Below are 19701 nucleotides of genomic sequence, written 5' to 3'. Positions count from 1 at the left end.
GGCGCGGGGCGCGCCCCGGTGCCGCCCCTCGTCCCCATTCCGCGCGAGGGTGTGCTGCCGCTCTCCTTCGTGCAGGAGCGGGTGTGCGCGCTGGAGCGCTTCGTCCCCGGCAACCCGGCGCTCTACATGCCCGTGGCCCTTCGGCTGACGGGCTCGCTGGACGTGGCCGTGCTGGAGCGGAGCCTCGGTGAGGTCATCCGCCGCCACGAGGCCCTCCGCACCACCTACGCCACCGTGGATGGCCGGACCGTGCTCCGCGTCACCCCCGAGCTGAAGCCGTCGCTCGCCGTCACCGTGCTGGAGGGCTCCCGCGAGCAGCGCGAAGCCGAGGCGATGCGGCTCGCCCGCGAAGAGGCCGCCCGGCCGTTCTCGCTGGAGCGTGGCCCCGTCATCCGCGCGAGCCTCGTCCGCATCGACGCGGACGCGCACCTGCTGCTCGTCACCCTGCACCACGTCGTCTCGGACACCCTGTCCATGGTGGCCCTCGTCCGCGAGCTGTCGGTGCTCTACGCGGCGTTCCTCCAGGGCAGACCCTCGCCGCTTCCGGCCCTGTCCGTGCAGTACATGGACTACGCGGCGTGGCAGCGTCGCGTGCTGGCGGCCGGCGCCTTCTCGGAGCAGGAGTCCTACTGGCGCGAGCGCATGGCCCAGCCGCCCGCCCCGCTGGCGCTGCCCATGGACCGTCCGCGCGAGGCCGTCCGCGAGCTCCTCGGGACGCGCCGGCCCTTCGGCTTCTCCCGCGCGCTCACCGATGCCATCCACGCGCTCGGCCAGCGCGAGGGCTTCACCGACTTCATGATCCTCCTGGCCGCATACAAGGCGCTGCTGGCCCGCTACGCCGGCCAGGACGACATCGTGGTGGGCACCCCCATCGGCAACCGCACCCGGGGCGAGCTGGAGCCGCTGATCGGCTACGTGGCCCACGCCGTCCCGCTGCGCACGGACCTGTCCGGCGATCCCACCTTCCTCGAGCTGCTCTCCCGCGTGCGAGACACCACGCTCGGCGCCTACGCGAATCCGGACGTGCCCTATGAGCACCTCGTGCGCGAGCTCGAGCCCGGCAAGGACCCCGAGCGCGCCCGGCTGTTCGACGCGGTGTTCGTCCTCCACGCCGGTTTCGCGTCGAGCATGGAGCTGCCCGCGCTCCGCCTGGAGCTCGTGGAGGTGCCGGACGCACCCGCCCAGTTCGGCGCCACGCTCTCGCATCTCTCCATCTTCATGAACGAGGGCCCGCACGGTTACGAGGGCCACCTGGAGTACGCCGCCGAGCTGTTCGAGCCGCCCACCGTCGATCGGCTGCTCCACCACCTCCAGGCGCTCCTCGAGTCCGCTCTCGCCAACCCCGGCCAGCGCCTCTCCGAGCTGTCCCTGCTGACCGCGGCCGAGCGGAGCCAGCTCGCCGTCATCCGGGTGGACGCTCCTCGTGCCGAGGTCATTCCGGTCCTGGCCTCGCTGGAGGCCCAGGCCTCTCAGGCCCCGGAGGCCCTCGCCGTCTCCGCCGGGGAGCGCGGTCTGTCCTGGCGCGAGCTGCGTGAGCGTGCCCGGCACCTCGCCAGCCTGCTGAGCCAGAAGGGCGTGGGCGCGGAGCAGCTCGTGGCCGTGTGCCTGGAGCCCTCGCCCGAGCGCCTCGTGGCCCTCTGGGCCGTGCTGGAGGCCGGAGCGGCCTGGGTGCTCCTGCCGCCGGCCCGGCTCCGCGAACTGGCCTCGTTCTCGCCCGAGGGCTCTCCTCCGCCGCTGCTGCTCACGCACTCGCGGCTGCGGACGAGCCTGGCGCTCGACGCTTCCCGGATGCTGCACGTGGATGCGCTGCCCGAGGGGACGCTCCCGTCTCCGGTGGCGCGCCGTTCGGCCCCCGATGTCGAGTCCATGGTGTGCCTCGAGCCGCTGGCCGGCTCCACGGGCGCGCCGCTCCAGGCCATTCACACCCAGGGCACGGTGGCCCACCTGTTCCGCGCGCTCGACGAGGGCCACGGGGCCACTCCGGGCGGTGCCTGGCTCTGGGCCGAGGAGCCCGGTGCTCACGGCAGCGGCCTGGAGGTGCTCTGGGCCCTGAGCCGCGGCCTGCGCGTCCTCCTGGCTCCCGAGACCGGTCACGCGCGCTTCATCGCGGTGGGGCAGGGCACCCCGGCTCGCCGCCCGCTGGCCTTCGGCCTCTCGTACTTCGCCAATGACGAGGACGGGCTCGGCCGGCGCAAGTACCAGCTCCTGCTGGATGGGGCGCGCTTCGCCGACGCGCACGGCTTCTCGGCCATCTGGACGCCCGAGCGTCACTTCCACTCCTTCGGTGGCCTCTATCCGAGCCCCGCCATCACCGGCGCGGGCATCGCGACGATCACCGAGCAGATCGGCATCCGCGCGGGCAGCGTGGTGCTCCCCCTGCACGATCCCATCCAGGTCGCCGAGGAATGGGCGATGATCGACAACCTCTCCGGCGGACGGGTGGGGGTGTCGTTCGCCTCGGGGTGGCACGCCAACGACTTCGTCTTCGCACCCGACAACTACGCGCGCCGCAAGGCGGTCCTCCACGAGGGCATCGAGCTGGTGCGGCACCTGTGGCGGGGTGGAACGGTGCGCCGCCGCAACGGCGAGGGCAAGGAGGTGGAGCTCACCATCCGCCCGCGTCCCGTGCAGGCCGAGCTGCCCTTCTGGCTGACGGCCGCGGGCAGCCCCGACACCTTCCGGCTTGCGGGAGAGATGGGCGCCAACGTGCTCACCAACCTGATGGGCCAGCAGCTGGACTCGCTGGCCGAGAAGGTGGCGCTCTACCGCGAGACGTGGCGGCAGCATGGCCACGCGGGCCGCGGACACGTGAGCCTGATGATGCACGCCTTCCTCGGCTCGGATGCGGCCGAGGCGCGCCGCACCGTGCGCGAGCCGCTCCTCAAGTATTTCCGCAGCTCGGTGGACATCCTCAGTGGCTTCGCCGCCAGCCAGGGGCTGAAGGTGGACCCGCGCACCCTGACGCCCCGGGACATGGAGGCGCTGGTGGAGCACGGGCTCGAGCGCTACATGGAGGACGGTGGCCTCTTCGGCACGCCCGAGTCCAGCGCTCCCATGGTCGAGCGCGTGAAGCGGTTGGACATCGACGAGGTGGCCTGCCTCGTGGACTTCGGCATCGGCACCGAGGCGACGCTGGTCAGCCTCCAGCACCTGGACACGCTGCGGCGGCGCTCGCAACCGGAGGACACGGGAAGCGCGCCCACCGTGTTGCACGAGAGTGGCCCGGACGCGCGGGCGCTGCTCGCGCTCGTCCGCGAGGCGGGCGTCACGCACCTGCACTGCACGCCCACCCTGGCCCGCGCGCTCGCGGGCATGCCCGGTGTGGCCGAGGCCCTTCGCCCGGTGCGCCGGCTCTTCATCGCGGGCGGTGCGCCGGAGCTGGCCGTCTCGCTCGCTCGCGCGGCCGGCGTGGAGGTGGTGCGCCGCGAGGAGACGCTCGGGCCCGGGACGTGGCTGCCGGTTCGTCCGGATCAGAGCGCGCAGCTCCAGGTGCTCGCCGCGCTTCCCTCGCACGTGCGGCTCCACGTGCTGGACTCGCGGGGACAGCCCGTGCCCGTGGGCGTGGCCGGTGAGCTCGCCCTCGGGGGCGGAGGAGTCCCGCGAGGCTTCTGGATGGCTCCGGAGGCCACGCGCAGCCGGCTCGTGCCCCATCCCTCCGAGGCGGGAGCACGGCTGCTCACCACGGGACGGCGCGCCCGGCTCCGCGCGGATGGCTCGGTGGAGCTCCTCTCGACGGGGAGCGCTCCGGCCCGCCGGCCGGCGGCCCCCGCTGCCCAGGCTCCGCGTGCGGAATCGCCTCGCCGCCCCGAGGGCCCGCCCGCCATCACCCGCGTGCCGCGCGATCGGCCGCTGCCCCTCAGCTTCGCCCAGCAGCGGCTGTGGTACCTGGACCAGCTCGAGCCCGGGAACGTGGCCTACAACAACCCGTCCGCGCTGCGCCTCAGCGGGCGCCTGGACACCTCCGCGCTGGAACGGGCCCTCAACGAGGTGGTGCGCCGCCACGAGGTGCTCCGGACCACCTTCGCCCTGGAGGACTCCGGCCCCGTGCAGCGCATCGCCCCGTCCATGTCCGTGCCCCTGGAGCGGGCGCGGCTGGAAGCGTCGGGAGACCGCGGCGCGGAGATCGCCCGGTGGGCCCGCGAGGAGGCCCGGCGGCCGTTCGATCTCGCGGCCGGTCCGCTGATGCGCGCGGCGCTGCTCCAGGTCGAGGACACGGAGCACGTGCTGCTCGTCACCCCGCACCACATCGTGTCCGACGGCTGGTCCGCGGGCGTGATGATGAAGGAGCTGGCGATCCTCTACGCGGCCTATGTCACGGGCGCCGCGTCTCCGCTGCCCGAGCTGACCGTGCAGTACGCGGACTACGCCGCCTGGCAGCACCAGTGGATGAGGGGCCCCGCGCTGGAGTCGGAGCTGTCCTGGTGGAAGCAGACGCTGGCCGAGGTCCCGGTGCTGCGGCTCCCCACGGACAGGCCCCGGCCGGCGGTGCAGGGCTACCGGGGCGCGCAGCACTGCTTCACCATCCCCCGGCGCCTGGCCGATGCGCTGGGCGCGCTCGCGAAGCGCGAGGGGGCCACACCCTTCATGGCGCTCATGGCCGCCTACCAGGTGCTCCTGTTCCGCTACAGTGGCCAGGAGGACTTCGCCGTGGGCACCGCGGTGGCGGGCCGCAGCCGGCCCGAGCTGGAGCCCCTCGTCGGGTGCTTCATCAACTCGCTGCCCCTGCGTGCCGGACTGTCCGGGGATCCGTCCTTCGTGGAGCTGCTCGGCCGCGTCCGCCGCACCGCCCTGGAGGCCTTCGCCCACCAGGAGGCGCCCTTCGAGAAGCTCGTCGACGCGCTGCACGTCTCGCGTGACCTGGGCCACTCGCCCATCTTCCAGACGCTGCTGGTGCTCCACAACGTCCCCATGCCCACCGTGCAGCTCGCGGGCCTCACCCTGAGCGGCATGGACGCCCACGCGGGCGCCGCCAAGTTGGATCTCGCGCTGGAGCTGCGCGAGACGGCGGACGGGCTCTGGGCCGGGCTCGAGTACAACACCGATCTCTTCGATGCGGAGACCATCGCCCGCATGGGCGAGCACTTCGTGCGCCTGCTGGAGGGCATCGCCGAGGTACCGGAGCGGCGGCTCTCCGCGCTGGCGCTCCTGTCCGAGGCCGAGCGTCAGCGGCTCCTGGTCGAGTGGAATCCGTCCACCGCGCCCCGGGACTCCGCCACCGTGCTGGAGCTCTTCGAGGCCCAGGTGGCTCGGACTCCCGACGCGCCCGCCGTGGCCGCCGCCGGGGAGGTGCTCTCGTACCGCGAGCTGTCCGCGCGGGCCTCGCGCATCGCCTCGTGGCTGCGTCGGCGTGGCGTGGGCTCCGAGCACGTGGTGGCGCTCGCGCTGGAGCGCTCCACGGACATGGTGTCCGCCATCCTGGGCACGCTCGCGGCGGGAGGCGCCTGGCTCCCGTTGGATCCTTCGCACCCTCGGGAGCGGTTGCGGTTCCTGATGGAGGACGCGGGCGCCCGGGTGATGCTCGACCGGGAGCTCCTGCTGGAGGCCGTGGCGTCCGAGCCCGATGTGTCTCCCGCGCCTCGTCCGGAGCCCCATCACGCGGCGTACGTCCTCTTCACCTCCGGCTCCACGGGCAAGCCCAAGGGCGTGGTGGTGGAGCATCGCCAGCTCGTGCACGCCACGCGCGCCCGCTTCGAGGTGTATGGGGCACCGGGCGTCAGCCTCTCGCTGTCGCCGTTCACCTTCGACGCCTCGCTCGCCGGCCTGTTCTGGACGCTGCTCCACGGCGGCACGCTGCGCTTCCCGGACACCGGAGTGCTGGATGATCCGAAGGCGTTGGCCGCCTCTCTCTCGAAGTACGGCGTCACGCACCTCATCTGCGTGCCGGTGCTCTACGCGCAGATCCTCGCGGCGGCGCCGGCCGGTGGGCTCTCCAGCCTGCGCGCCGTCTCCGTTGGTGGCGAGGCACCTCAGAAGGAACTGGTCCGCGCCCACCACGAGGCGCTGCCTCACACGCCGCTCTTCAACGAGTACGGCCCCACCGAGGCCACCATCTGGAGCACGGTGCATCGCGTCTCCGCGTCGGAGACGGGACCGGTGCCGATCGGCCGCGCCATTCCTGGCGCCCGGGTGTACGTGCTGGACGAGCGTCTCCAGCCCGTCCCCGTGGGAGTCCCGGGCGAGCTGTTCATCGGCGGAGCGGGCGTGGCGCGTGGCTACCTCGGCAGGCCCGAGCTGACCTCCGAACGCTTCCTGGCCGATCCGTTCGACACGGCCCCGGGCGCGCGGCTGTACCGCACGGGCGACCGCGTGCGCTGGCTGCGGAACGGAGTGCTCGAGTTCCTCGGGCGCCAGGACGGACAGGTGAAGGTGCGGGGCTTCCGCATCGAGACGGGCGAGGTGGAAGCGGCGCTCGCCGCCCACCCCGGGCTGCGCGAGGTGGCGGTGGCCGCGCACGAGGACGGGCGGGGCGGCAAGCGGCTCGTCGGTTACGTCGTGCCCCACCAGCTTCCAGCCCCCGGGGCGGAGGCCCTGAGCGCCTTCCTCCGCGAGCGGCTGCCCGAGTACATGGTGCCGTCCGCCTTCGTGGAGCGGGAGGCCCTGCCGCGCACGCGCACCGGCAAGGTGGACCTGGGCGCGCTGCCGGCCCCGGAGGCCCAGGCGGCCGCCCGGAGCACGGCGTACGTGGCGCCCCGTGACGAGCGGGAGGAGCAGCTCGCGCGCATCTGGTGCGAGGTGCTCGGCGTGGAGCGCGTGGGCGTGGAGGACAACTTCTTCGAGCTGGGCGGGGACTCCATCCTCAGCATCCAGATCGTCACACGGGCGGGCCGGGCGGGCATCGAGCTGTCGCCGCGCCAGATCTTCCAGAATCCCACGGTGGCCCGGCTCGCGGCGGTGGCGAACACGCGGTTGGCGGTGAGGGCCGAGCAGGGACCGGTGACGGGCCCGGTGGCGCTCACGCCCATCCAGCGCTGGTTCTTCGCCCAGGCGCCCGCGGAGCCGCACCACTGGAACATGTCGCTCTTCCTGGAGGTGCGCACGGCCCTGGACGCGGCGGTGTTGGAGCGCGCGCTGGGGCACGTGGTGGAGCACCACGATGCGCTGCGTCTGCGCTTCGCTCGAGGGGAGGACGGCTGGCGGCAGGCGTGCGCGGCCCCGGGCGAGCCCGTGCGGCTGGAGCGCGTGGACCTGTCGGGCGTACCGGCGGGCGAGCAGGCCGCGGAGCTGGAGCGGCGGGCCTCGGAGGTGCAGGGCTCGCTGCGGCTGGAGGAGGGCTCTCTGCTGCGGGCGGTGCTGTTCGACCTCGGGGCGGGGCGGTCCGGGCGGCTGCTGCTCGTGCTGCACCACCTGGTGGTGGATGGCGTCTCCTGGCGCATCCTCCTGGAGGACCTGCTGACGGCGTACCAGCGGCTCGCGGCCGGTGCTCCGGCGGGCCTGCCGCCGAAGACCACCTCCTTGCAGGCGTGGGCCCGGGGCCTCTCCGAGTACGCGCTCTCGAAGGAGCTGGAGTCCGAACGCTCCTGGTGGCTGGAGCGTCCCTGGTCGCGTGTGACGCGCCTGCCGGTGGAGCTGCCGGGAGGCGGGAACACCGAGGGCCTGGCCCGGAACGTGACCGCGAGCCTCTCCGTCGAGGAGACGCGAGCGCTGTTGCAGGACGTGCCGCGCGCGTACCACACGCGAATCAACGACGCGCTGCTCACGGCGCTCGCGCGGACGGTGGGACACTGGGCCGGCAACCCGCTGGTGCTGGTGGACGTGGAGGGCCACGGGCGCGAGGAGCTGCTCGCGGACCTGGACGTCTCGCGCACGATGGGCTGGTTCACCACGTACTACCCGGCGCTGGTGGACCTGCGGAACGCGGGAGGCCCCGGCGAGGCGCTGCGGGCCGTGAAGGAGCAGCTGCGCGCCGTGCCCTCCAAGGGCATGGGCTACGGGCTGCTGCGCCACCTGCGCGAGGACTCCGGGCTGGCGGCACTGCCCGCCGCGGAGCTGAGCTTCAACTACCTCGGACAGGTGGACGGTGCGCTGGCCGGGAGCGGGATGCTCTCGCTCGCGCCCGAGGGCATGGGGCTCCAGCGTGGCCCGGGGAACCGCCGGCCGTACCTGCTCGACGTGATGGGCGCGGTGGTGGGCGGCCAGCTCCAGATGACGTGGACGTACGGGGAGGCACTCCACCGCCGGGAGACCATCGAGCGGCTCGCGGCGGACTTCCTGGAGCGCCTGCGCGAGCTGATCGCGCACTGCCAGTCCTCGAAGGCGGGTGGCTACACGCCGTCCGACTTCCCGCTGGCGGCGATCACCCAGGAGGCGCTGGACTCGCTGGTGGAGCGGGTGGGGCGCCGGAGCATCGAGGACCTGTACCCGCTGTCCCCGTTGCAGCAGGGCTTGCTCTTCCACGTGCTGCACGCCGCCAGCCCGGACATGTACCTCAACCAGCTCTCCTGGGAGGTGCACGGCCCGCTGGACGTCACCGCGGTGACCCGCGCGTGGCAGGAGACGGTGGCCCACCATGCCATCCTGCGCACGGCCTTCTTCTGGGAGGGCCTGGAGGAGCCGCTGCAACTGGTATCGCGCGACGCGGCGCTCCCGGTGCGCTCGGAGGACTGGCGCGAGGTACCGCTCCCGGAGCGGGAGGCGCGGCTGGCCGCGTGGATCGAAGCGGATCGGCGGATCGGCCTCGAGCTGGAGCGCGCGCCCCTGATGCGGCTCACGCTGTTGCGGACGGGTGAGCGGGCCTGGCGGTTCGTCCTCAGCTTCTCGCACCTGTTGATGGATGGCTGGTCCCTGCCGCTGGTGGTGCGTGAGGTGTTCGCCCGGTACGAGGCGTTGACGCTCGGCCTCACGCGTCACTGGCCCGAGGCGCGCCCGTATCGGGACTTCATCGCGTGGTTGAAGCGTCAGGACCTGGGACCCGCCCGGGAGTTCTGGCGCAGGTCGCTGGCGGGCTTCACGTCGCCCACGCGAGTGGGAGTGGATCGAGGCCCCATCCCCGGGGGTGTGCCCGATCGCCAGCAGCGGCGGGCCCTGCTGTCGCCCGAGGAGGTCGCCGCGCTCCAGGGGCTCGCGCGCCGGAAGAAGGTGACGCTGGGCACGTGTGTCATGGGGGCGTGGGCGTTGCTGCTGCGCCACCATGCCGGCGAGGACGACGTGGTCTTCGGCAACACCGTCTCCGGCCGTCCGGCGTCGCTGCCGGGCGTGGAGGAGATCGTCGGGTTGTTCATCAACACGCTGCCGGTGCGGGCACGCATCCAGCGCGGGGTGACGGTGGGCGAGTGGCTCCTGAAGCTGCAGGACTGGCTGCTGGAGACGCGGCAGCACGAGCACAGCCCCCTGCCGGAGGTGCAGCGCTGGAGCGAGGTGCCGTCCGGGACGCCGCTCTTCGAGACGCTGGTGGTGGTGGAGAACTACCCCATGGAAGGAGTGATGGGGGAGGGCTCGGGGCTCGAGGTGCGCGACGTGCGCACGCATGAGCTGGACAGCTATCCGCTGGTGCTGGTGGCCGACGCCCACCACGGGCTGGGCCTGCACCTGTTCCACGACGCGCGGCGCATCGACGCGGCGGACGCGGAGCGGATGCTGGGGCACCTCCGGGTGTTGCTGATGCGGATGGTGGAGGAGTCCGAGCGCCCGGTGGCGGAGCTGTCGCCGCTGGACGGGACGGAGCGCCAGCGGGTGCTGCGCGAGTGGAACGCGACGGCGGTGGAGCGTGGGGAGGGGGAGGGACTCGCGGCGCTGTTCGAGGCGCGGGTGGCGCGCACGCCGGAGGCCGTGGCGGTGGTGATGGGGACGCAGTGGCTCACCTTCCGCGAGCTGGACGCGCGGGCCAACCAGGTGGCGCACCGGCTGAGGCGGATGGGCGTGGGCCCGGACGTGCGGGTGGGCCTGTGCGTGGAGCGCTCGCTGGAGCTGGTGGTGGGCCAGTGGGGCATCCTGAAGGCCGGTGGCGCGTACGTGCCGTTGGATCCGGCGTATCCGTCCGAGCGGTTGCGCTACATGTTGGAGGACTCGGGGGCGGGGGTGGTGGTGACGGCGGGAGGTGCGGCCGAGGGGCTGGTGGGGCCCGGGACGCAACTGCTGCGGCTGGATGCCGAGGTGGAGGCACTGCGCGGGGAGCCGGAGACGCCGGTGCCGGGCGGTGCGGGACCGGAGCACCTGGCGTACGCCATCTACACCTCGGGCAGCACGGGCCGGCCCAAGGCGGTGATGGTGCGGCAGCGGGCGGTGGCCAACCTCGTCGAGGCGTTGCACCAGGCGGTGTACGCGCCACTGGGGACCGGGCGGCGGGTGAGCGTCAACGGCTCGGTGTCCTTCGACACCTCGGTGAAGCAGCTCTTCCAGTTGCTGCGAGGGCACACGCTGGACGTGACGCCAGAGTCCGTGCGTTTCGACGGTGACTCCCTGCGCGAGTACCTGGATCGGCAGCGGGTGGACGTCTTCGACTGCACGCCTTCGCAGCTGCAACTGCTGCTGGAGACGGGCTGGCTGGAGGAGGCCACGCGCCCGATCACCCTGCTGATTGGCGGCGAGGCCATCTCGGAGACGTTGTGGCGGCGCCTGGGGGCCTCGCGTGTCGTGCGAGCCTTCAACGTGTACGGCCCCACCGAGTGCACGGTGGACGCGACGGTGTGCCCCATCACTCCGGAGTACGAGCGCCCGGTGCTTGGCCGGCCGATCGAGAACGTGCGGCTGTACGTACTGGACAGGCACGGGCAGCCGGTGGGGGTGGGGGTCGCGGGAGAGCTGTACATCGGAGGAGCGGGACTGGCGCGTGGGTACCTCGGGCGTCCGGACGCGACGGCCGAGCGCTTCGTGCCGGATGCGTTCGGTGGCGATCCTGGCGCGAGGCTGTACCGGACGGGAGACCGGGCCCGGTGGCTGGCGGACGGGACGGTGGAGTTCCTCGGGCGCGTGGACTTCCAGGTGAAGCTGCGAGGCCACCGCATCGAGCTGGGTGAGGTGGAAGCGGCGCTGCGCGAGCAGCCCTCCGTGCGTGACGCTGTGGCGGCGGTGCGCGAGTACGGACCGGGAGATCAGCGGCTGGTGGCGTACGTGGTGACGGCGGCGCCGGTGGACACGGCCGGGTTGAGGGCCGCGCTCAAGACGCGCCTGCCCGAGTCGATGGTGCCCGCGGCGATCGTCGAGCTGTCCGCCTTCCCGCTCACCCCGAGTGGCAAGGTGGATCGCAAGGCGCTTCCGCTGCCGGGAGTGTCCTCGAGGAGCGTGGGCTTCGTGGCGCCGCGTACGGACACGGAGCGGCGGCTCGCGGAGCTCTGGGTGAAGACGCTGGGCGTGGAGCGCGTGGGGGTGACGGACTCCTTCTTCGAGCTGGGTGGGCACTCGCTGCTGGCCACGCAGCTCGTGTCGCGTGTGCGTGGCGGCTTCAAGGTGGAGCTGCCGCTGCGCGCGGTCTTCGAGTCTCCCACGCTGGAGGCACTCGCCCGCCGGGTGGAGGAGTCGCCGAGGCTCCTCACGGGGGTTGGGGCACCACCGCCGCTGGTGGCGAGACCGGGAGAGGAGCCGGTGCTCAGCTTCGCCCAGCAGCGGTTGTGGTTCCTGGATCGGCTGCAACCGGGGAGCGCGGCCTACAACATTCCCTACGCGGTGAGGCTGACGGGGGAGTTGGACGTCCAGTCACTGGAGAGGGCGCTGGAGGCGCTCGTGCAGCGCCACGAGGGGCTGCGGACGACGTTCGGGGAGAAGGACGGCGAGCCCGTGGCGCGTGTGGCAGCGCGGATGCCGATGTCATTGGAGAGGGTGGAGCTCTCGGGACTCGCGGAGGAGGAGCGAGAGGCCGAGGTGCTTCGGCGTGCACAGAGGGAAGCCCAGAAGCCCTTCGTACTCGCGGAGGGGCCGTTGCTGAGGACCACGCTGCTGCGGCTGGGAGGGGCGGAGCACGTGCTGCTGCTGACGATGCACCACATCGTCACGGATGGCTGGTCCACGGGCATCTTCGTGAAGGAGCTGGCGGCGCTGTACGCGGCCATGCGGAGGGGAGAGCCGAGCCCGCTGCCGGAGCTGCCGTTGCAGTACGCGGACTACGCGCGCTGGCAGCGGGAGTGGCTGAAGGGAGAGGTGCTGGAGGAGCAGCTGGCGTACTGGCGCCAGAAGCTGGCGGGTAGCCCGCCCGTGCTGAACCTGCCCCTGGACAAGCCGCGGCCCGAGGTGCCGGTGTTCCAGGCGGGTACACGGATGCTCTCCCTGCCGAAGGCGCTGGTGGAGCCGCTCCAGGCGCTGGGACAGAGAGAGGGGAGCAGCCTGTTCATGGTGCTGCTGGCGGGATTCCAGGCGCTGCTGGCGCGCTGGAGCGGGCAGCAGGACATCGTGGTGGGCACGCCGGTGGCGGGCCGCACGAGGGCGGAGGTGGAAGGGCTGATCGGCCTCTTCGTCAACACGCTGGTGCTGAGGACGGACGTGGGCGAGGCGCCGACGTTCCGGGAACTGGTGGCCAGAGTGAGGGGAGTGGCGCTGGGCGCGTATGCGCACCAGGACGTGCCGTTCGAGAAGCTGGTGGAGGAGCTGAGGCCGGTGCGGGACATGCGGTACACGCCGCTGTTCCAGGTGATGTTCTCGTTGCAGAACACGCCCAAGGCACGGCTGGAGTTGCCGGGCCTGACGCTCAGCGGCCTGGAGCCGGCCGGTGGCAGCTCGAAGTTCGATCTCTCCCTGGCGTTGGAGGAGTGGGAGGGAGGGCTGAGAGGAGCGTTCAGCTACAACGCGTGCCTGTTCGAGGCGGGCACGGTGGAGCGTTGGGCCAGGGAGCTGGAGGAGTTGCTGGGCGCGGTGGCGAAGGAGCCGGACGCGCCGCTCGTGCGCTTCCTGGGAGAAGGAGCCGCTCCGGCGCGCCCGGTGCCTCCTCTGCTGACGTCGGTGCCAGTGAGGCCCGGGTACGTGGAGCCCGAGGGCGCGGTGGCACTCGAGCTGGCGAGGCTGTGGCGCGAGCTGCTGCGAGTGGAGCGGGTGGGAATGCAGGACAGCTTCTTCGAGCTGGGCGGGCACTCGCTGCTGGCCACGCAGCTGGTGTCGCGGGTGCGCAAGGTGTTCGGGGTGGAGGTGCCTCTGCGAGCCCTCTTCGAGAACCCCACGCTGGAGGCACTCGCCCGCCGGGTGGAGCAGTTGCCGAGGCTCGCCAAGGGGGCAGGGGCGCCGCCGCCGCTGGTGGCGAGACCGGGAGAGGAACCGGTGCTCAGCTTCGCCCAGCAGCGGTTGTGGTTCCTGGATCGGCTGCAACCGGGGAGCGCGGCCTACAACATTCCCTACGCGGTGAGGCTGACGGGGGAGTTGGACGTCCAGTCACTGGAGAGGGCGCTGGAGGCGCTCGTGCAGCGCCACGAAGGGCTGCGGACGACGTTCGGGGAGAAGGACGGCGAGCCGGTGGCGCATGTGGTGGCGCGGATGCCGGTGTCGTTGGAGAGGGTGGAGCTCTCGGGACTCGCGGAGGAGGAGCGAGAGGCCGAGGTGCTTCGGCGTGCACAGAGGGAAGCCCAGAAGCCCTTCGTACTCGCGGAGGGGCCGTTGCTGAGGACCACGCTGCTGCGGCTGGGAGGGGCGGAGCACGTGCTGCTGCTGACGATGCACCACATCGTCACGGATGGCTGGTCCACGGGCATCTTCGTGAAGGAGCTGGCGGCGCTGTACGCGGCCATGCGGAGAGGAGAGCCGAGCCCGTTGCCGGAGCTGCCGTTGCAGTACGCGGACTACGCGCGTTGGCAGCGGGAGTGGCTGAAGGGAGAGGTGCTGGAGGAGCAGCTGGCGTACTGGCGCCAGAAGCTGGTGGGCAGTCCGCCCGTGCTGAACCTGCCCCTGGACAAGCCGAGGCCCGAGGTGCCGGTGTTCCAGGTGGGCACGCGGATGCTCTCCCTTCCGAAGGCGCTGGTGGAGCCGCTCCAGGCGCTGGGACAGAGAGAGGGGAGCAGCCTGTTCATGGTGCTGCTGGCGAGTTTCCAAGCGCTGTTGAGGCGCTGGAGCGGGCAGCAGGACATCGTGGTGGGCACGCCGGTGGCGGGCCGCACGAGGGCGGAGGTGGAGGGGCTGATCGGCCTCTTCGTCAACACGTTGGCGCTGAGGACGGACGTAAGCGGAGCACCGACGTTCCGGGAGTTGCTGGCGAGGGTGCGTGAGGTAGCCCTGGGCGCGTACGCGCACCAGGACGTGCCGTTCGAGAAGCTGGTGGAGGAGCTGAGGCCGGTACGGGACATGCGGTACACGCCGCTGTTCCAGGTGATGTTCTCGTTGCAGAACACGCCCAAGGCAAGGCTGGAGCTGCCGGGTCTGACGCTCAGCGGCTTGGAGCCTGCTGGCGGCAGCTCGAAGTTCGATCTCTCCCTGGCGTTGGAGGAGTGGGAGGGAGGGCTGAGAGGAGCGTTCAGCTACAACGCGTGCCTGTTCGAGGCGGGCACGGTGGAGCGTTGGGCCAGGGAGCTGGAGGAGTTGCTGGGCGCGGTGGCGAAGGAGCCGGACGCGCCGCTCGTGCGCTTCCTGGGAGAAGGAGCCGCTCCGGCGCGCCCGGTGCCTCCTCTGCTGACGTCGGTGCCAGTGAGGCCCGGGTACGTGGAGCCCGAGGGCGCGGTGGCACTCGAGCTGGCGAGGCTGTGGCGCGAGCTGCTGCGAGTGGAGCGGGTGGGGATGCACGACAGCTTCTTCGAGCTGGGCGGGCACTCGCTGCTGGCCACGCAGCTGGTGTCGCGGGTGCGCAAGGTGCTCGGGGTGGAGGTGCCACTGCGCGCCCTCTTCGAGGCTCCGACGCTCGGCGCGCTGACCATGCGCGTCGTGGCGGCCCGGAAGGTGAAGGCGGAGCCCGCGCTCAGGTCGGGCCCGAAGGAGGAGGTGCTACCGCTCAGCTTCGCGCAGCAGCGGCTGTGGTTCCTGGAGCAACTGCAGCCGGGGAGCACGGCCTACAACATCCCCTACGCGCTGCGGCTGGAGGGCCGGCTCGACACGGCGGCGCTGGAGCGAAGCCTGGAGGAGGTGGTGCGCCGGCATGAGATCCTCCGGGCCAGCTTCGAGAGCCAGGCGGGCGAGCCGGTGCTGCGCATCGCCGGGTCGTTGCGGCTGCCGCTGGCGCCGGTGGACCTGTCGGCACTGGACGCCGGGCGGCGGAGCGAGGAAGTGGAGCGGCTCGCGTCCGAGGAGTCGAGCCGGCCGTTCGTGCTCTCCCGGGGGCCGCTGCTGCGGGCGAAGCTGCTGCGGCTGGGAGAGACGGAGCACGTGCTGTTGTTGACGGTGCATCACATCGTCTTCGACGGCTGGTCGGCGGGGCTGCTCTTCCGGGAGCTGGCGGCGCTGTACGGAGCGATGACGAGAGGCGAACCGAGCCCGCTGCCGGAGCTGCCGTTGCAGTACACGGACTACGCGCGTTGGCAGCGGGAGTGGCTGAAGGGAGAGGTGCTGGAGGAGCAGCTGGCGTACTGGCGCCAGAAGCTGGCGGGCAGCCCGCCCGTGTTGAGCCTGCCCCTGGACAGGCCGCGCCCGAGCACGAGAAGCGCGAAGGCCGGCCGGGTCCCGGTGGCGCTGTCCCGCGAGCTGAGCGAGGCGCTGGAATCCCTGGGGCAGCGAGAGGGAAGCAGCCTGTTCATGGTGTTGCTGACGGGGTTCCAGGCGCTGTTGGCGCGTTGGAGCGGGCAGCAGGACATCGTGGTGGGCACACCGGTGGCGGGCCGTACGAGGGCGGAGGTGGAGGGGCTGATCGGCTTCTTCGTCAACACGCTGGCGTTGAGGACGGACGTGGGCGGAGCGCCGACGTTCCGGGAGCTGTTGGCGAGGGTGCGGGAGATAGCGCTGGGGGCATACGCGCACCAGGACGTGCCGTTCGAGAAGCTGGTGGAGGAGCTGAGGCCGGTGCGGGAGATGAGGCACTCGCCGCTGTTCCAGGTGATGTTCGTGCTGCAGAACCTCCCGGCCCGCGAGGTGTCGCTGCCGGAGCTGAAGCTGTCCACGGTTGCGCAGGAGGGAGCGGAGGCGAAGCTCGATCTGACCCTGAGCTTCGTCCAGACGCGGGAGGGACTGCGGGGCGTGTTCTCCTACGACGCGGCGCTCTTCGAGCCCGCGACGATCGAGCGCCTGGCGAGACACCTGGAGGTGTTGCTGGCGGCGGTGGTGGAGGCACCGGATCGACGGGTGGCGGAGGCGGAGCTGCTGGTGGGAGAGGAGCGGGCGCGGGTGCTGGAGGACTGGGCCCGAGGTCCGCGAGTGGAGGCGCCGGAGGCCACGCTGGGGCAGCTGCTGGAGCTTCAGGCGGCACGGATGCCGGAAGCGGGAGCGGTGGAGGGGAGTGGACAGCGGCTGAGCTACCGCGAGCTGTGGGAGCGGGCGAGGCGGCTCGGACACCGGCTGAGGCGCGAGGGGGTGGGCCCGGAAGTACGGGTGGGCGTGCTGCTGGAGAAGAGCGTGGAGGCGGTGGTGGCCTTCTGGGGCGTGCAGCTCGCGGGGGGCGTGTACGTACCGCTGGAGGCGACGCAGCCGCCGGAGCGCCTGGCGTGGATGGCGGAGGACGCGGACGTGCGGGTGGTGGTGACGCGGCGGGGCCTGGAGGAGCGGTGCCGGCTGTCCGGGAGCGTCCGGGTGGTGCGTTGGGAGGAACTGGAGGCCGGGGATACGGGCCCGCTGGAGAGCGGAGTCCATCCGGGGAACGCGGCCTGGGTCCTCTACACCTCGGGGAGCACGGGGATGCCGAAGGGCGTGGTGGTGACGCACGAGGGCGCGAGCGATCTCATCCGGGGCAAGGCGAGGTCGCTCGGGTTGGGCGGAGACACGCGGGTGCTGCAGTTCGCCTCGTTGGGCTTCGACTCGTCGCTCTGGGAGTACCTGCTGGCGTTGGGGACCGGAGGGACGCTGTACGTGCCTCCGGGAGGGGCGGTGCCGCTGGGAGACGAGCTGCGGCGAGCGCTGGTGGAGGGCCGGGTGTCGGTGGCCACGCTGCCGCCGTCGGTGCTGGCGCTGCTGTCGGAGGAGGGGTTGGAGCACCTGCGGGTGGTGTTCTCGGTGGGTGAGGCGTGCCCGGCGGAGCTGGTGGAGAGGTGGAGCCGGGGCCGGCGCTTCCTCAACGGGTACGGGCCGACGGAGGTGACGGTGTGTGCCACGTGGGAGGAGTGCGTGGCGGGCGAGGTCCGGCCGCCGATCGGGAGGCCGCTGCCGAACGTCCGGGCGTACGTGCTGGACGAGGCGATGAGGCCGGTGCCGCCGGGCCTGGCCGGGGAGCTGTACGTCGGAGGACCAGGGCTGGCGCGGGGCTACGTGGGGAGGCCGGAGCTGACAGCGGAGCGCTTCGTGCCGGATCCGCTCTCGGGCGAGCCGGGGGCGAGGCTGTACCGGACGGGAGACGTGGTGCGCTGGCGGGCGGATGGGCGGCTCGACTTCGTGGGTCGTGTGGACGCGCAGGTGAAGGTGAACGGCGTCCGGGTGGAGCCAGGGGAGGTGGAAGCGGCGCTGCGGGAGCTGGCGGGCGCGAGACAGGCGCACGTGACGGTCTGGCGGAGCCCCTCGGGAGAGACGCGGCTGGTGGCGTACGTGGTGCCCGGCGAGTCCACGCCGCGCGAGGAGCTGGGTCTCCGCGCGCGGTTGCGCCAGCGTCTGTCGGAGGCGATGGTGCCCTCGGCGTGCATCTACCTGGAGTCCCTGCCGCTCACGGCGAGTGGCAAGGTGGACGGGCGTGCGCTGCCCGCGCCGGAGGAGACGGGTGCTCGTGGCCGGGCCTCGGTGCCGCCGAGGGATGAGCTCGAGCGGGAGCTGGCGCGCGTCTGGGAGGAGGTGCTCGGCGTCACCTCCGTGGGCGTGACGGACTCCTTCTTCGAGCTGGGCGGACAGTCGCTGCTGGCCGTGAGGCTGGTGGCACGGCTCCGGGAGCGGTTGGGGCACGTCATCCCACTGGCGGCGCTCTTCGAGGGACCCACCATCGAGGCGCTGGCCGCCCGGCTGCGCGCGGGTGCCCTGGCTCCGGCCGGGGGCAACCTCGTCACGCTCCAACCCGGGGGCACGCGCACGCCGACCTTCTGGGTGCATCCGGTGGGCGGCAACGTGCTCTGCTACGCGGAGGTCGCGCGGCACCTCGGCCCTGGACGGCCCTTCCACGCCCTACAGGCGACGGGGCTGGACGGGAGGGAGGCGCCGCTTGCGAGCGTGGAGGAGATGGCCCGCCGGTACGTGGAGCAGGTGCGCTCCATCCAGCCCGAGGGGCCCTATCTCCTCGGAGGCTGGTCGCTGGGCGGAGCGGTGGCCTTCGAGATGGCGCGGGAGCTGCGGCGCCAGGGGCAGGAGGTGGCCCTGCTGGTCCTGCTCGACAGCTTCGCTCCGAGCGGGGCGCCCGCTCGGGAGCCGGAGCCCGCCGAGCTCCTGGCCGGCTTCGCCGCGGACCTGGCCCGGAGTGCCGGGCGCGAGCCGTTCCTCACGCCCGACGCCCTGGAGGGCCTGACGTCCGAGCAGCAGCTCCAGACCCTCTGGACGCGAGTGCGCGAGGCGGGCCTGTTGCCTCCGGGGACGGGGTTGGAGGAACTGCGCGTGCTGCTGGAGGTCGCCCGGGCCAACCTGGGCGCGGTGACGCGGTACCAACCCGAGCCCTACGAGGGACGGGTGGTCCTGCTCAAGGCGGGTGATGCGCGGAGGGAGGCGAGGGTGGACGCCACTCACGGCTGGGGGCGCCTCGTGTCCTCGGGGCTCACTGTCGAGGAGGTGCCCGGCGATCACCACGGCCTGCTGCGAGCGCCCCATGTCGGGGCACTGGCGGAGCGGTTCGAGCGCTGGTTCAGGAGCGTGGAGGAGTCAGGGGACGGAGCGTCGGGGAGCGGGGAGAACGGCACGGCTTGAGACCTGGGGCCTGGGTGGACTCGCGGGAGGCGCCAGCGAGTCCACCAGCCCCTGCGCCACGGCCGCGGCGAAGGCCTCCAGCGTGCGCTCCTCGTTCCAGCGGGCCACCTCCTGGAGGTCCAGGGCGTGGTGCGTCTCGATGATGACCGAGGGCATGCGTGGCTTGCGCAGCACGAAGATGCGCTGTCCCGGCTGGTGCCGGCTCACGAAGGTTCCCGGCTGCACGGGATCGGAATCGTACAGGCCGACATAGTCCTCTCCGCCGTAGGGGAAGAACCCGGCCTCCCCCATGCGCCGGGCGAGGGCCCGGGCGAGGGTGAGCCGCTGGGACAGCAGGGGCTCGGAGGTATCGTCCGCGTACAGCACGCTGTACCCCGGCGCCGCGTCGTTCCGCAGGCACCACTGTTCTGGAGCACCCATCCACCAGCTCGCCTCGCCCCGGGCATCCGAGTGCAGGCTGACGAAGAGGTCCGCCCGCCAGCGCTCGGCCTCCGCGAGCCTGTGCGGGTAGCGGGGCCGCTGTCCCGGTTTCCGGCTGAGCTTCACCTTGAAATGCCCGGTGGCCTCGAGCCGCCGGGCCAGATCCTGCGCGACCCGGAGCGTGAAGGACTCCTCGGGCTCGCAGGTGACGGACGAGTTCCCCTCGTTCCCCGGCGCGCCGTGCCCGGCGTCCAGGTAGATGCGTTTGCGTCCGAAGGCTGGGGGGAACGCCACCCGCGCCACCGTGAGCGGGGCGTCCGCGGCGGGCCACGAGGGCGGAGACGCCACGGTGGGCGTGACGGGGGAGGACACGGCAGCGGGGGCGGGGAGGGGCTCGGGCGGGATGGACGCGGCCCGGGCCTGCTCCCCGCAGCCAGCGGAGGACAGGCCCAGGGCGAGCAGCAGCGGCCACGCGGGGACTTTCGACAT

General features: G+C 72.4%; 2 protein-coding genes (1 of these 2 only partly in view). One reads left to right on the top strand and one right to left on the bottom strand.

The features are described from left to right. Positions 1-18792 carry the 3' portion of a non-ribosomal peptide synthase/polyketide synthase gene (locus tag NR810_RS01175; protein WP_257446460.1) on the top strand. The gene continues 2997 nt to the left of window position 1, outside the view, so the window shows 18792 of its 21789 coding nt (coding positions 2998-21789); its start codon lies beyond the left edge, outside the window; its stop codon occupies positions 18790-18792. On the opposite strand, the gene NR810_RS01170 is transcribed toward NR810_RS01175, so the two are convergent. Next, positions 18748-19701, bottom strand: a complete 954-nt coding sequence (locus tag NR810_RS01170) for an N-acetylmuramoyl-L-alanine amidase family protein (protein ID WP_257446459.1) — start codon at positions 19699-19701, stop codon at positions 18748-18750. The genes NR810_RS01175 and NR810_RS01170 overlap by 45 nt on opposite strands.

Source organism: Archangium lipolyticum, assembly GCF_024623785.1.
GTDB classification, from domain to species: domain Bacteria; phylum Myxococcota; class Myxococcia; order Myxococcales; family Myxococcaceae; genus Archangium; species Archangium lipolyticum.
The sequence above is the reverse complement of the archived record's forward strand: the minus strand, read 5'-3'. Positions and strand labels throughout refer to the sequence as shown.

What these genes read in the sequence shown, in the direction of transcription:
- NR810_RS01170 (WP_257446459.1), bottom strand. Translation starts at nt 19,701, where the DNA reads ATGTCGAAAGTCCCCGCGTGGCCGCTGCTGCTCGCCCTGGGCCTGTCC.